The following is a 13,014-nucleotide window of genomic DNA, read 5'->3' on the forward strand; positions in this document are numbered from 1 at the left end:
CTCTCCGGCCAGTCAGAGCGTATCGATCAGGCGGAACAGCTCCTCCACCAGCTGTTCCCGGGGCACCTTCTTCACGATCTGCCCCCGTTGGAAGAGAAGGCCCTCCCCCACGCCGCCGGCGATGCCCACATCGGCGGCGCTGGCCTCGCCGGGGCCGTTGACCACACAGCCCATCACGGCCACGGTGATGGGCTTGTCCACTCCCGTCAGCCGCTTTTCCACCTCGTTGGCCAGACCGATGAGGTCGATGCGGGTGCGGCCGCAGGTGGGGCAGGAGATGAGCTCCGGGCCCTCCCGGCGCGCGCCGGCGGCCTTCAAAATATCCCGGGCGGCATAGACCTCCTCCACCGGGTCGGCGGAGAGGGACACCCGGATGGTATCCCCGATGCCCAGGGCCAGCAGACCCCCGATGCCCACGGCGGACTTCAGGATCCCCATTTTGGGCGTTCCCGTCTCGGTCACGCCGATATGTAAGGGATAGTCGCATTTCTCGCTCATCAGCTTGTAGGCAGCCATGGTGATGGGCACGGAGGAGGACTTGAGAGAGACGCAGATATCCTCGAAGCCGCAATCCTCCAAAAGCCTGATATGGCCAAAGGCGCTGTCCACCAGGGCCTGCGCCGTCACGCCGCCATACTTTTCCAGCAGGGGCTTTTCCAGCGAGCCGCCGTTGACGCCGATGCGGATGGGGATGCCCCGCTCCTTGCAGGCCCCGGCCACCGCGGCCACCCGGTCACGGGCGCCGATGTTGCCGGGATTGATACGCACCGCGTCGCAGCCCTGGGCCACACATGCCAGCGCCAGCTTATAATCAAAGTGGATGTCCACCACCAGGGGGATGGAGATGGCGCTTCTGATCTCCCCCACCGCCTGGGCGGCGGCCATATCGGGCACAGCCACCCGGATGATCTCACACCCGGCGTGTTCCAGGCCCTTGATCTGGGCCACGGTGGCCTCCACGTCCTGGGTGGGGGTATTGCACATGGATTGGATGGTGACCGGCGCGCCCCCGCCAATGGGGACGTCTCCGACCCTAATTTGTCTCGTCATGTTCCCATACTCCTTGAAAACGGCAGGCCGCGCACAGCCTACATCCCAAATTGTTTCAAAATGTCGCTGATGGTCACTGCCAGCATAAGTGCCATAAGGCAGGCAAAGCCCGCCGCGGAGACCCATCCCTGATACTTGGGCTCCAGCTTCCGGCCCCGAAGGGCCAGCAGGAGGCCGTTGACGGCCATAAACAGCACCTGCCCTCCGTCCAGTGCCGGAATGGGCAGAAGATTCATCACCGAGAGATTGATGGAGATAAAGGCCACGAACCACAAGATCTCCGTCATCGCCCCCAAAAAGGCGGATCTTCCGTCCTCCTGGGCGTCCTGGGCCCCTTTCTCTCCGATGTCTCCCACCATGTCCACGATGCCCACCACCCCGGACATGTCCCGGAAGCCCACGCTGCCGGTGACCAGGTCGCCTAAACTCATCCACACCATGCGGACGTAGTCCACCGCCTGATACCAGGTGTTTTTCAGCAGCACCAAAGGACTGTTGGCCTCCGTGTTCACCCGAACGCCGAGCAGCAGCTCATTTCCGCTGCGGACAAGCCGATAATTCTTCAGTGCCAGCCGCTCTCCATCCCGGCGAATCTCCAGATCCACCAGGTCGTCGCCGCCCCTGGCGATAAAAAGGGAGATGTCCGCAGTGAGATGGATGGCATGGCCGTCCACGGTCAAAATGCGGTCACCCGGCAGCAAAAGCTCCTGGGCGGCGGGGCTGCTGACCTCTGCCACCACGGGAGTGGAGAATCGCTCCTGGGGCAGAAAAAAGCACAGGATGATGAAAAAGCCGGTCAAAAAGTTCATAAACACTCCGGCCAGCAGGATGATGAGCCGCTGGTACCAGGACCGGTTTGGAAAGGCCCGGGGATCATCGGATATCCCCTCCTCTTCCCCCTCCATGGCACAGAAGCCGCCGATGGGCAGGGCGCGAAGAGAGTACTCCGTCTCCCCACCCTGTCGGTGGAGAAGCAGCGGGCCCATCCCGATGGCAAACTCATTGACCTTGACGCCGCAGAGCTTGGCGGCTGCAAAGTGGCCAAACTCATGGAGGGCGATGAGGATCCCGAACATGAGGATAGCGGCGAGGATATAGAGCATAGCGGGCCTCCGTTCCAAAAATCAGAGCCAATATTTCACACGGGCCTGGACAAATACAGCGCGGCCTTGCACAACCAAAAAGTCCTATGCCCCAAGAACGGCCCGGCGCGCGGCGGCATCCGCCGCCAGAATGTCCTCCAGGGAAGGTTTTTGCGTCACAGGGACTGTATCAAGGGCCTGCAAGACCCGGTCAAAAATGGACAAAAAGGGGATCTTCTCGCTTAAAAACAGCGAGACCGCCGCCTCGTTGGCACCGTTCAGGATGGCAGTGGCGGTGCCCCCCGTCTCCGCCGCCGATCTGGCCAGGGCGAGGCAGGGGAAGGTCTCCAAGTCCGGCCGGGCAAAGGTGAGGTTGGGGCAGGTGAACAGATCCAGCGTCTCCGCTGGGCCGGGGACACGCCGGGGATAGGTCAGGGCGTACTGGATGGGCAGGCGCATATCCGGCGCGCCCAGCTGCGCCAGGAGGGCGTTATCACAGTATTCCACAAGAGAGTGAATGATACTCTCCCGGTGGATCACCACAGAAATTTTTTCAAGGGACATGCCGTAGAGCCGCATAGCCTCGATGACCTCCAGGCCCTTGTTCATCATGGTCGCGGAATCCACGGTGATCTTGGCCCCCATGGCCCAGTTGGGGTGCTTGAGGGCGTCTTGAAGGGTAACGGCCTCCAGATCCTTTTTGGTCTTTCCAAAAAAAGGCCCGCCGGAGGCGGTTAGAATGAGGCGTTTCACTTCTCCCCGGTCGCGGTTGCCCTCCAGGCACTGAAACAGGGCGGAGTGCTCTGAATCTACAGGGATGATCTCAGCCCCGCAGCGGCGAGCGGTGTCCATCACCAGCTCTCCGGCACAGACCAGGGTCTCCTTGTTGGCCAGGGCTACCCTTCTCCCCTGCTCCAGCGCCGCCAGCGTGGGGCGCAGGCCCACCATGCCCATAACCGCAGTGAGTACGATATCGGCCTCGTCCTGCGTGGCGGCCGCTACAAGGCCCTCCATCCCCTCGGCCACCTTCACGCCGGTATCCGCCAGCTTGACCCGCAGGGTCTTGGCGGCCGCGGCATCCATGCAGACGGCCAGCCGGGGCTTATATTTGCGGCACTGGGCCTCCAACAGCTCCACACTGCGGTTCGCCGTCAGTGCGGAAACTTGGAGGCCCAGTGCTTCTATGACCTCCAGGGACTGCCGGCCGATGGAGCCGGTAGAGCCCAGGAGGGAGACGGTCTTTTTCATGGGATCACCTTATCTTATTTCAGGATAGGCAGAAGACGCAGAAGCAGCTCGATCAGCGGGGCGCAGAAGATGACGCTGTCAAAGCGATCCAAAATGCCTCCGTGGCCGGGGAGGATATTGCCGAAGTCCTTGATACCGTACTCCCGCTTGATACAGGAGAAGGACAGGTCGCCCAGCTGGGAGACGACGCTGCCCACGGCGCCATAGAGGGCCAAAAGGGCATAGTTGACACTGCGGTCAAGGCCAAAGCCTTTCTCCCAAAGAAGGCCGTAGGCCATGGTGCAGACCACCGCCCCCACAAGGCCGCCCACCGCGCCCTCCACCGTCTTTTTGGGCGAGAGGTCAGGGGCCAGCTTGTGCTTGCCGAAGAGCAGCCCGGCAAAGAGGGCGCAGGCGTCAGAGAGAAACGCCACCACAAAGGGAAGCAGAATGGTCATCTGCCAGTCCCCACGCAGCCGCAGCCGCACCAGGGAGCTGAGGAACCAGGGGATGAACACCGTCAAAAAGAAGGCTCCACCCAGCCGCTCCAGGCCCAGGGTATTGCGGCTGTATATGGCTTCCGCGAAAAGGAGGGTCACATAGACGAAAAGCCCCGCCAGAGCGTACTCCGCCCTGGCGCCGCTGTACTCCCACAGGGGGATCAGCGCGCCCAGCGCGATGGAATAGGCCGCAATGCGGGTATGCTTGAGGAAGTTCGTCGCGCACAGAGCCTCGTATACGGCGATGGCGCAGACCACCGCCAGGGCAAGGGAGACGGCCACCTCCGGCAGAGCATAGACGATGAGCAGGATCAGCGGGATGAAGACCACCGCTACCATGACTCGTTTGAACAAATCAAATCCCTCCAAAACGGCGGGAGCGGCCCTGATAGGCCGCCAGCGCCTTGCGAAGCTCCTCTTTGCTGAAATCGGGCCAGTTCACGTCGGTAAAATAGAACTCGGAATAAGCCGACTGCCACAAAAGAAAGTTGGATGTGCGCTCCTCCCCGCCGGGGCGGATCACCAGCTCCGGATCGGGAAGGCCGGAAGACCAGAGATACCGGGAGAAATCCTCCTGTGTCAACTCCTCCGGCTTTTTCTGGCCTGCGGCGCAGTCGGCGGCAAAGGCCCGCGCGGCCCGGACAAGCTCGTCCCGGCCACCGTAGTTGACGCAGATGTTCACCTGGCAGCCCTCAAAGCGGCCGGAGTCGCGCTGCACTGTCCGACACAGCTCCCGCAGCTCCGCCGGCAGCTGGGTCAGGTCGCCAAAGAAGGTAAAGCGCACCTTCTCCTTCTCCATATCCCGGACAGCCTCCAAAAGATATTTCTTCAAAAGGCCCATAATGGCAGAGACCTCCTCCGCCGGACGTTTCCAGTTCTCGGTGGAAAAGGCGTAGACGGTGAGGTACTCGATGCCGATGTCCCGGCAATAGGTGGCGATGGTGCGAAAGGTCTCCGCACCGGCGGCGTGGCCCGCCGTCCGGGGCAGGCCGCGGGCCTTTGCCCAGCGGCCGTTGCCGTCCATGATGATGGCGATATGCCGGGGCAGGCGGCTGAAATCCACCTTGGCCTCAGTCTTTTTTCCGAACAGAGGCACGGCAAAGCCCCCCTTCCAAAGGCAAAGGATCTCCCGCCGGAGAGCCGGCGGGAAACCAAAACTTAAACGGCCATGAGCTCCTTTTCCTTCTTGGCGCTCATCTCGTCCAGCTGCTTGCAGTACTTGTCGGTCAGCTCCTGAAGCTCCTTTTCGCAGAGCTTCCGGTCATCCTCGGTCATCTCGCCCTTCTTCTCCTCCGCCTTCAGCTTATCCATGGCGTCTCGGCGGATATTGCGCACCGCAACCTTGCCGTTCTCCGCATACTTCTTCACCTGCTTGGTCAGCTCCTTGCGGCGCTCCTCGGTAAGCTGGGGGAAGAGAAGGCGGATGACCTTGCCGTCGTTCTGAGGGTTGATACCCAAGTCGGAGGTCTGAATGGCCTTCTCAATGACTTTCAGCAGCGTCGTATCCCAGGGCTGGATCATCAGGCTCCGGGGGTCGGGGGAAGAGATAGTGGCCACCTGCTGGATGGGGGTGGGCGTGCCGTAATAGTCCACGGCGATTTTGTCCAGAACGGCAGCGTTGGCCCGGCCGGCCCGGACGGAGGCGAAGTCGCTCATGACCACATCCATGGTCTTTTGCATTTTGGCGTCATATTCCTGATTGAATTCCTGCATGATAAGCCTTCCTTTCCTTAATCCGATCATTGTACTTTATGGGTGCTTTTACTCCCGAATGACAGTGCCGATCTTTTCTCCCATCACCGCCCGGTAGATATTCTCCGGGTCTTTCAGGGCGAAGAGAAGGACGGGGATCTTGTTGTCCATAGAGAGGCTGGTGGCAGTAGAATCCATGACCTGCAGGTGCCTGGAGAGCACCTCGTCGTAAGTGATGGCCTCAAACTTCACCGCGGCGGCGTCCTTCTTGGGATCGGCGGAGTAAACACCGTCGATGTTCTTGGCCAGAAGGATCACGTCGGCGTCGATCTCAGCCGCCCGAAGCACTGCGGCGGTATCTGTGGAGAAGAAGGGATTGCCGGTACCGCAGCCAAAGATGACCACCCGCCCCTTCTCCAGGTGCCGAATGGCCCGGGAGCGGATGTAGGGCTCGGCAATGGAGCGCATCTCGATGGCGGTCTGCACCCGCACCTCCACGCCGTTCTGTTCCAGCACATCGGCCACGGCCAGGCAGTTAAGGGTGGTGGCCAGCATACCCATGTGGTCGGCCCGGGTGCGCTCCATCCGGTCGCCGCCGTCCTTCAGGCCGCGCCAGAAGTTGCCGCCGCCCACCACGACGCCCACCTGAACGCCTTGGGCAATACATTTTTTGATGACCTGACTGACCCGGCCGATGACGTCGAAGTCCAGCCCGCGGCCCACTTCCCCTGCCAGGGCCTCCCCGCTGATCTTCAGCAGAACTCTGTGATATGCCGGTTTTGCCATATCCGCGCCCCCTTTGATAATGGTGTGGTTCATCGCTCCTATTTTAATATAGATTTCCAATTTTGCATAGGGGGAGACGCAGAATTTTTACAAATGTTTTTTCCCGAAGACGCAAAAATTCCCCGGAGCGCTGCGCTCCGGGGAACTTGAATGGAATCGGCGCCGGTTTATGACAGGTCTTCCCGCAAAAGCTCCCGCAAAACGGCACAGAGGGTTTTCATCTCCTCATCGGTGCCAATGGTGATACGAAGGTAATTGGAAATTCGGGGCTTGTTCCACCAGCGCACCAGGATCCCCCTCTCCCGAAGGCCGTCCAGCAGCTTCTTGGCGGGCACCTTGTCATGGCTGACAAAAAGGAAATTGGCCGCCGAATCGCATACGTGGAAGCCCATGCGTTCCAGTTCATTGGCAGTATACGCGCGGGTGGTGATGATCTTGTTTGCGGTGCACTGAAAGTAGGCCACATCCTCTATCGCGCCGATGGCCCCGGCCTGGGCCAGCCGGTCTACGGGATAGGAATTGAAGGAATCCTTCACCGTATTGAGCGCGGCGATAAGTCCCTCGCCGCCAATGGCGAAGCCCACCCGGAGCCCGGCCAGCGAGCGGCCCTTGGAGAGGGTACGCACCACCAGCAGGTTGGGATAGCGGCTGACCAGCTTCACGGCGGAGTAGGCGCCAAAATCTATGTAGGCCTCATCCACCAGCACCACCCGGTCACTGTGGGCTTCAATGATGGCGCGCAGGGCGGTCTCATCCAGCTCCCGGCCCGTGGGGGCGTTGGGGTTGGCCAGGACGACGCCGCCACAGGGGGCCAGGAAGGGCTCCACAGGGAGAGAGAAGTTCTCGTCCAGGGGGATCTCCTCATAGGGGATGCCGTAGAAGTCCGCGAAGACGGGATAGAAGGAGTAGGTCACATCGGCAAAGCGGATGGGGCGGTCAGGATCGAAAAAGGCCGGGAAGGCCAGGGAGAGCACCTCATCGGAACCATTGCCCACAAAGACCTGCTCCGGCCTGACGTCCAAAGACTGGGCAATGGCCCGGCGCAGCTGGGTGCAGGCAGGGTCGGGATAGAGGCGCAGAGAGCCGTCGCCGGCAGCCTCCCGAATGGCCTTTACCGCCATAGGCGAAGGGGGATAGGGATTCTCGTTGGTGTTGAGCTTGATATAGTGCCCGCCGTCCTTGGGCTGCTCGCCGGGAATATAGGGGGTCAGGCCCCGGCAGCGCTCACTCCACAATTCTTTCATCCTTCCGCCTCCGTCCGTATGATCTTCTTCACGTTCTTTTCCGCCTTGGCCCGGGGGATCATAAGCTCGTGCCCGCACTGGACGCAGCGAAGCTTGAAATCCATACCCACGCGGAGCACCTGCCATTCCCGGCTTCCACAGGGATGGGGCTTTTTCAGTTCCAGTCGGTCGCCCACACGGATGTCCATGACCGCTTCTCCCCTTTTTGTTCAGTTATCCTCATTATAGGTGCCCTTTTTCTCCCTGTCAATTCCTCTTGTCCCTTTGCATATCATATCTCATCCAGAAAATTACAGGGCAACAGCGGAAAGGATTTGGTGAAATTGACGAGGCGATTTCTCCCGGAGGGCCGGCTGCTGGAGACAGAGGAGAACAAGGCTCTTTGCGGGACGCTGCAGGGCCTGCGCCAGGCCATGGAGGAAGAGACGATCCTGGAGGGGATCGCCCTTCTCAGTGACGAAAATCATGATCTTTTAGTAAGGGTCGGCCCCTTCACAGGCCGTATTCCACGGGAAGAGGCGGCCCTAGGAATTGCTGAGGGCACGACCCGTGATATCGCTATTTTATCCAAGGTCGGGAAGGCGATTTCCTTTACAGTTCAGGCCGTGGAGACTTCCAAAGCGGAGCCCGGCCTCCTCCTCTCCCGGCGGCGGGCCCAGGAGCTGGCGATGGCGCACGTTTTGGAGGCCTGGGAGCCGGGGCTGGTCGTCCCCGCCACAGTGACCCATCTGGAACCCTTTGGCGCCTTCGTGGACATCGGGTGCGGCGTCCCCTCCATGATCGGAGTAGAGCGGCTCTCCGTCTCCCGTATCGCCCACGCAAATCAGCGGCTGACCCTGGGCCAGGAGATCTACGCCGCGGTGCTGGGCGTTGACAAAGCCCAGCACAGGGTGCTCCTCACCCACCGAGAGCTGCTGGGCACCTGGGAGGAAAACGCCGCCCTGTTCCGCCCGGGGATGACAGTGCCGGGATATGTGCGGGGCATCAAGGATTACGGCGCCTTTGTGGAGCTGACTGCCAACCTCTCGGGCCTGGCGGAATGTAAGGAGGGGCTGCGGGAGGGCGGCCGGGTGTCGGTCTACATCAAGTCCATCCTGCCGGAGCGGATGAAGCTGAAGCTGCTAGTCATCGACCCTCTCCCCGACAAACCGCTCCCGGAGCCGCCCCGGTATTTTATCACCCAGGGGCGGCTGGAGCGCTGGCAGTACGCCCCGGCGGGATGCCTGAAAGCCGGCGGCGAGACTGTGTTCCAATGACAAACAGGCCCGGAAGCATCCAAACGCTTCCGGGCCTGTTTTTTCACAAATTGCGGACTACGCCGAAGATCACCAGCAAGATGGCCAGGGTCAGCCAGGCTCGATCCTCCCAACGGGCGGGCCCTCTCCCCTTCACATAGCCTATCCCCCGCCAGGCCAGCAGCACGGCCACCGGCGGCAACGCCAGACAGAGGGCGGGATTGGCCGCCCAAGCCCCGGCCCAGTCTCCCCGGAGAAGGGCAATGCACAGCCGGGACACCCCGCAGCCGGGGCAGAGCAAGCCTGTCAAGCGGTAAAAGGGGCAGGGCAGTCCCACCCCCAGGCGCGCCATTGCCCAGGCATACCCCAGGCCCAAAAGCAGAAGCGCCGTCAGCCAGGCCAGCAGGCGCCTCAGCCGTGCCTCAGAGGCCGCCATAGCCCTGGAATTTGTTCAGCTCGCTCTGCATAAGGGCAAGGGAGATGATGTCCAGCCCGAAAAGGCCGAGCACCAGGTAGAGGATCCCCTGGGTGCCGCCGGGAGTGCCCCGGGCCTCATCCAGGATCTGGCCCATCTTATAGTTCCAATATAGGCCATAGATCCCACAGGTAATGATCGTCAGCAGGATGACCATGCCTCCGTCCACGCCCATGGGATAGCCGCTGACCTCCTGAACATCATTGTGGATGCAGTACACCCAATAGAGACCATAGATACCGCAGGTGATGATGGACAGGACGATACACATACCAACGCTTCTCTGCTGCTTCATTTGACGCGCTCCTCTCGCTTTTTTCTTCCGGGGATGCGGCCTGACTCAGCCTTCCTCCCCCTTGATCTTGTCCCAATACTGCTTGGCGGCCTGCTCCGTCTTGTTATCGCCATAGAAGTAGTACCGCGTCCCCACAAGCTGATCCGGCAGGTACTGCTGGGCCACCCAGTGGCCGGGGAAGCTGTGGGGGTAGAGATAGCCCTGCTCCCGCTCCATCCCCGCCGAGTCTGCGTGGACATTCTGCAGATGGCGGGGATAGTCCCCGATCTTCCCCGCCTTCACGTCCGCCCGGGCGGCGCCGATGGCCTCCACCACCGAATTGGACTTGGGCGCTGTGGCCAGTAAAATAGCGGCCTGGGCCAAGGGAAGCTGCGCCTCGGGAAGGCCCAGCTGCAGCGCGCTGTCCACACAGGCCTTCACGATAGCCACCGCCTGGGGGTAGGCCATGCCCACATCCTCGCTGGCTGAGCAGAGCAGCCGCCGGATGGCGGTGATCATATCCCCCGCCTCCAAAAGCCGGGCCAGGTAATGGAGGGCGGCGTCCGGGTCGGAACCCCGAAGAGACTTCATAAGGGCGGAGGCGATATCGTAGTGGTCGTCCCCCTCCCTGTCGTAACGCATGGCGGAGCGCTGGGCCACCGTCTGAGCGTCGGGCAAGGTGACGGTGAGGGTCTTTCCCTTCCTGGGCGCGGAGTTCATCAGCAGCTCCACGGCGTTCATGGCTTTGCGGCAATCTCCGCCGCAGGCCACCGCCAGGTGGTCTATCACCCCCTCCTCCAGCTTGGCCTTGGCGCCCAGCCGCTCCGACATCAGGCGAAAGCCCCGCTCCACAGCGGGCTTCAAATCGTCGGCGGTGAGGGGCTTGAACTCAAAAACACTGGAACGGGATAGGACGGCATTGTAGACGTAGAAGTACGGATTTTCCGTGGTGGAGGCGATCAGGGTCACATCTCCCCGTTCAATGACCTCCAGAAGAGATTGCTGCTGTTTTTTATTGAAGTACTGGATCTCATCCAGGTACAGCAGCACCCCCTCAGGGGCCAGAAGAGTGCCCACCTGGCCGATGATCTCCTTCACATCAGACAGGGACGCAGTGGTGGCGTTGAGCCGCCGCAGGGCCCGGTTGGTGCGTTTGGCGATGATGTTGGCTACCGTGGTCTTCCCCGTACCGGAGGGGCCGTAGAAGATGAGGTTGGGGATATCTCCGGTCTCGATGATCCGCCGGAGAAGACCTCCCTGCCCCAGGATATGCTTCTGGCCTACCACTTCATCCAACGTTTCAGGGCGTATTTCGTCCGCTAAGGGGCGGTATGCCATGGCTTTCACCTCCAAAGGCAAGAATGGGGAGGAAAATTTCCTCCCCATTCTAACATACGTTCGATAGATTGTAAAGGTGGTTTTTCCCCGCTCAGCCCTCGTAAAGAGGGTACTTGGCGGTGAGGGCGGCCACCATGGAGCGGATCTCGTCGGCCTTGGCGTCAAAGTCCTTGGCGGCCAGGGCAATGCACTGGGCAATGACCGCCATCTCCGGCTCCTGAAAGCCTCGGCTGGTGACGGCGGGCGTACCCAGGCGCACGCCGCTGGTGACAAAGGGCTTCTCCGGGTCGTTGGGAACGGCGTTTTTGTTGGCGGTGATATGCACTTCATCCAGCCGCCGCTCCAGCTCCTTACCGGTGAGTCCCATGCGCCGCAGATCCAGCAGCATCAGGTGGTTGTCCGTGCCCCCGGAAACCAGGTCGAATCCCTCAGAGAGCAGGGCGTTGGCCAGGGCGGAGGCGTTTTTCACGATCTGCTCCTGGTAGGTCTTGAACTCCGGCTTCAGCGCCTCCCCGAGGGCGACGGCCTTGGCGGCGATGACGTGCTCCAGCGGGCCGCCCTGGCTGCCGGGGAAGATGGCGGAGTCGATCTTCTTGGCGTGCTCCTCCTTGCAGAGGATCATACCGCCCCGGGGCCCCCGAAGGGTCTTGTGGGTGGTGGTGGAGACCACATCGGCGTAGGGCACGGGATTCGGATGGAGCCCCGCCGCCACCAAACCGGCGATATGGGCCATATCCACAAAGAGATACGCCCCCACCTCGTGGGCGATGTCGGCAAAGGTCTTGAAGTCGATGATCCGGGGATAGGCGGAGGCCCCGGCGATGATCATTTTAGGCTTTTCCTTTTTGGCGATCTGGCGAACCTTGTCGTAGTCGATGCGGCCGTCCTCTCCCACGCCGTAGAAGACCATGCGGTAGTTCTTGCCGGAGAAGTTTACGGGGGAGCCGTGGGTCAGGTGGCCGCCATTGCTGAGATCCATGCCCAGCACCGTATCACCGGGGGTACACAGGGCGGCGTAGACGGCGTAGTTGGCCTGGGCTCCGGAGTGGGGCTGGACATTTGCATGATCGGCGCCGAAAAGCGCCTTCGCCCGGGTTCGGGCCAGCTCCTCCGCCACGTCCACACACTGGCAGCCGCCATAGTAGCGCTTGCCGGGATAGCCCTCGGCGTACTTATTGGTCAGCACGCTGCCCTGGGCCAGCATCACCGCCGGACTGGTGAAGTTCTCCGAGGCAATCAGCTCGATGTTGCGCTGCTGTCGGGCGTACTCAGCCTTTACAGCCTCTCCAAGCTCGGGATCCCGGGCGGCGATGTAGTCCATCATCTCTTTCAGCATAATTCTTTCCCCCTTGTGGTATTTTCCTGTCGCATTTTTCGATTTTCTATGATACAATATTTTCACCGATTTTTCAAGGGGAGATCAGGTCATGAGAAAAAAAGAACGCGCCGCCCTTATTGTCGAGGCATTAAAAAAGGAGTATCCGGAGGGCATCTGCTCCCTTCAATATCCCAAGCCCTACGAGCTTTTGTTCTCGGTGCGGCTGTCCGCCCAGTGCACCGATGAGCGGGTCAACCAGGTCACCCCCGCCCTCTTTGCCCGCTTCCCCACTTTGGAAAGCTTCGCTGACGCAGAGGTGCGGGAGGTGGAGGAGCTGATCCACTCCTGCGGGTTCTTCCGGGCCAAGGCCAAGGACATTGTGGGTTCGGCGCAAATGCTCCTGCGGGACTATGGCGGACGGGTTCCCGACACCATGGAGGAGCTTTTGAAGCTGCCCGGCGTGGGGCGGAAGACGGCCAACCTCATTTTAGGGGACGTATACAACACCCCCGGGGTGGTCATCGCCGACACCCACTGCATCCGCATATCCGGGCGGCTGGGCCTCACCGATGGCACCAAGGATCCGGGCAAGGTGGAGCAGCAGCTGCGCAAGGTGCTTCCCGGTGAGGAATCCAATGATTTCTGCCACCGGCTGGTGCTCCACGGCCGGGCCGTGTGTACGGCCCGGGTACCCTACTGTGAAAAGTGTGTCCTGCGGCCATGGTGCGATACCTTCAGCAAGAAATAACTATAGGGGGACGGAAGCCTCGCGCTCCGTCCCCCTTGACTTTTT

15 protein-coding genes are annotated in these 13,014 nt (G+C 61.2%); 2 read left to right on the forward strand and 13 right to left on the reverse strand.

Annotation, left to right across the window (positions count from 1 at the left end; genetic code table 11):
* Positions 1-12: 12 nt before the first annotated feature.
* The 9 genes from ispG to NFR87_RS04155 form a co-directional block, all read right to left on the reverse strand.
* Positions 13-1,050: a flavodoxin-dependent (E)-4-hydroxy-3-methylbut-2-enyl-diphosphate synthase gene (ispG, locus tag NFR87_RS04115; protein ID WP_251446788.1), complete on the reverse strand. Its 1,038-nt coding sequence runs from the start codon at positions 1,048-1,050 to the stop codon at positions 13-15.
* A 38-nt stretch (positions 1,051-1,088) separates the two neighbouring features.
* Positions 1,089-2,153: a M50 family metallopeptidase gene (locus NFR87_RS04120; RefSeq protein ID WP_251446791.1), complete on the reverse strand. Its 1,065-nt coding sequence runs from the start codon at positions 2,151-2,153 to the stop codon at positions 1,089-1,091.
* An 84-nt stretch (positions 2,154-2,237) separates the two neighbouring features.
* Positions 2,238-3,380, reverse strand: a complete 1,143-nt coding sequence (locus NFR87_RS04125; RefSeq protein ID WP_251446794.1) for a 1-deoxy-D-xylulose-5-phosphate reductoisomerase — start codon at positions 3,378-3,380, stop codon at positions 2,238-2,240.
* A 14-nt stretch (positions 3,381-3,394) separates the two neighbouring features.
* Positions 3,395-4,213, reverse strand: coding sequence for a phosphatidate cytidylyltransferase (locus NFR87_RS04130; protein ID WP_251446797.1), 819 nt, complete (start codon positions 4,211-4,213; stop codon positions 3,395-3,397).
* A 1-nt stretch (position 4,214) separates the two neighbouring features.
* Positions 4,215-4,955, reverse strand: a complete 741-nt coding sequence (locus tag NFR87_RS04135) for an isoprenyl transferase (RefSeq protein ID WP_277613124.1) — start codon at positions 4,953-4,955, stop codon at positions 4,215-4,217.
* Between the two features lie 62 nt (positions 4,956-5,017).
* The gene (gene frr, locus NFR87_RS04140) at positions 5,018-5,572 is read right to left on the reverse strand and encodes a ribosome recycling factor (protein WP_251446800.1); all 555 of its coding nucleotides are present in this window, start codon (positions 5,570-5,572) and stop codon (positions 5,018-5,020) included.
* Positions 5,573-5,620: 48 nt separating this feature from the next.
* Positions 5,621-6,337, reverse strand: a complete 717-nt coding sequence (pyrH, locus tag NFR87_RS04145) for a UMP kinase (protein WP_251446803.1) — start codon at positions 6,335-6,337, stop codon at positions 5,621-5,623.
* Positions 6,338-6,504: 167 nt separating this feature from the next.
* Positions 6,505-7,581 (reverse strand): histidinol-phosphate transaminase, encoded by a 1,077-nt coding sequence (gene hisC, locus NFR87_RS04150; protein ID WP_251446806.1) that lies wholly within the window; start codon positions 7,579-7,581, stop codon positions 6,505-6,507.
* Complete coding sequence (locus NFR87_RS04155; RefSeq protein ID WP_251446809.1) at positions 7,578-7,769, reverse strand: DUF951 domain-containing protein; 192 nt, start codon at positions 7,767-7,769, stop codon at positions 7,578-7,580. Before NFR87_RS04155 ends, hisC begins: the two co-directional genes overlap by 4 nt.
* Positions 7,770-7,898: 129 nt before the next feature.
* On the opposite strand from NFR87_RS04155, the gene NFR87_RS04160 reads away from it, so the two are divergent.
* Entirely contained in the window at positions 7,899-8,837 is a 939-nt protein-coding gene (locus tag NFR87_RS04160) for a S1 RNA-binding domain-containing protein (protein WP_338147032.1), read from the forward strand.
* Between the two features lie 43 nt (positions 8,838-8,880).
* On the opposite strand, the gene NFR87_RS04165 is transcribed toward NFR87_RS04160, so the two are convergent.
* From NFR87_RS04165 to NFR87_RS04180, 4 genes are all read right to left on the reverse strand, one after another.
* The gene (locus tag NFR87_RS04165; protein WP_251446815.1) at positions 8,881-9,252 is read right to left on the reverse strand and encodes a DUF2752 domain-containing protein; all 372 of its coding nucleotides are present in this window, start codon (positions 9,250-9,252) and stop codon (positions 8,881-8,883) included.
* Positions 9,239-9,586, reverse strand: a complete 348-nt coding sequence (locus NFR87_RS04170) for a DUF4234 domain-containing protein (protein WP_251446818.1) — start codon at positions 9,584-9,586, stop codon at positions 9,239-9,241. The genes NFR87_RS04165 and NFR87_RS04170 overlap by 14 nt, the downstream gene beginning before the upstream one ends.
* A 45-nt stretch (positions 9,587-9,631) precedes the next feature.
* Entirely contained in the window at positions 9,632-10,903 is a 1,272-nt protein-coding gene (locus NFR87_RS04175) for a replication-associated recombination protein A (protein WP_251446821.1), read from the reverse strand.
* A gap of 91 nt (positions 10,904-10,994) precedes the next feature.
* Entirely contained in the window at positions 10,995-12,239 is a 1,245-nt protein-coding gene (locus NFR87_RS04180; protein ID WP_277613125.1) for a serine hydroxymethyltransferase, read from the reverse strand.
* A 91-nt stretch (positions 12,240-12,330) separates the two neighbouring features.
* Here NFR87_RS04180 and nth point away from each other — a divergent pair, with 91 nt between their 5' ends.
* Positions 12,331-12,969 (forward strand): endonuclease III, encoded by a 639-nt coding sequence (gene nth, locus NFR87_RS04185; RefSeq protein ID WP_251446824.1) that lies wholly within the window; start codon positions 12,331-12,333, stop codon positions 12,967-12,969.
* Positions 12,970-13,014 lie beyond the last annotated feature (45 nt).

It is taken from the genome of Vermiculatibacterium agrestimuris (assembly GCF_943193085.1).
Lineage (GTDB): Bacteria > Bacillota > Clostridia > Oscillospirales > Oscillospiraceae > Vermiculatibacterium > Vermiculatibacterium agrestimuris.

Coding starts and splice junctions, on each gene's coding strand:
- ispG (WP_251446788.1), bottom strand. CDS start 1,050: ATGACGAGACAAATTAGGGTCGGAGACGTCCCCATTGGCGGGGGCGCG.
- NFR87_RS04120 (WP_251446791.1), bottom strand. CDS start 2,153: ATGCTCTATATCCTCGCCGCTATCCTCATGTTCGGGATCCTCATCGCC.
- NFR87_RS04125 (WP_251446794.1), bottom strand. CDS start 3,380: ATGAAAAAGACCGTCTCCCTCCTGGGCTCTACCGGCTCCATCGGCCGG.
- frr (WP_251446800.1), bottom strand. CDS start 5,572: ATGCAGGAATTCAATCAGGAATATGACGCCAAAATGCAAAAGACCATG.
- pyrH (WP_251446803.1), bottom strand. CDS start 6,337: ATGGCAAAACCGGCATATCACAGAGTTCTGCTGAAGATCAGCGGGGAG.
- hisC (WP_251446806.1), bottom strand. CDS start 7,581: ATGAAAGAATTGTGGAGTGAGCGCTGCCGGGGCCTGACCCCCTATATT.
- NFR87_RS04155 (WP_251446809.1), bottom strand. CDS start 7,769: ATGGACATCCGTGTGGGCGACCGACTGGAACTGAAAAAGCCCCATCCC.
- NFR87_RS04165 (WP_251446815.1), bottom strand. CDS start 9,252: ATGGCGGCCTCTGAGGCACGGCTGAGGCGCCTGCTGGCCTGGCTGACG.
- NFR87_RS04170 (WP_251446818.1), bottom strand. CDS start 9,586: ATGAAGCAGCAGAGAAGCGTTGGTATGTGTATCGTCCTGTCCATCATC.
- NFR87_RS04175 (WP_251446821.1), bottom strand. CDS start 10,903: ATGGCATACCGCCCCTTAGCGGACGAAATACGCCCTGAAACGTTGGAT.
- NFR87_RS04180 (WP_277613125.1), bottom strand. CDS start 12,239: ATGCTGAAAGAGATGATGGACTACATCGCCGCCCGGGATCCCGAGCTT.
- nth (WP_251446824.1), top strand. CDS start 12,331: ATGAGAAAAAAAGAACGCGCCGCCCTTATTGTCGAGGCATTAAAAAAG.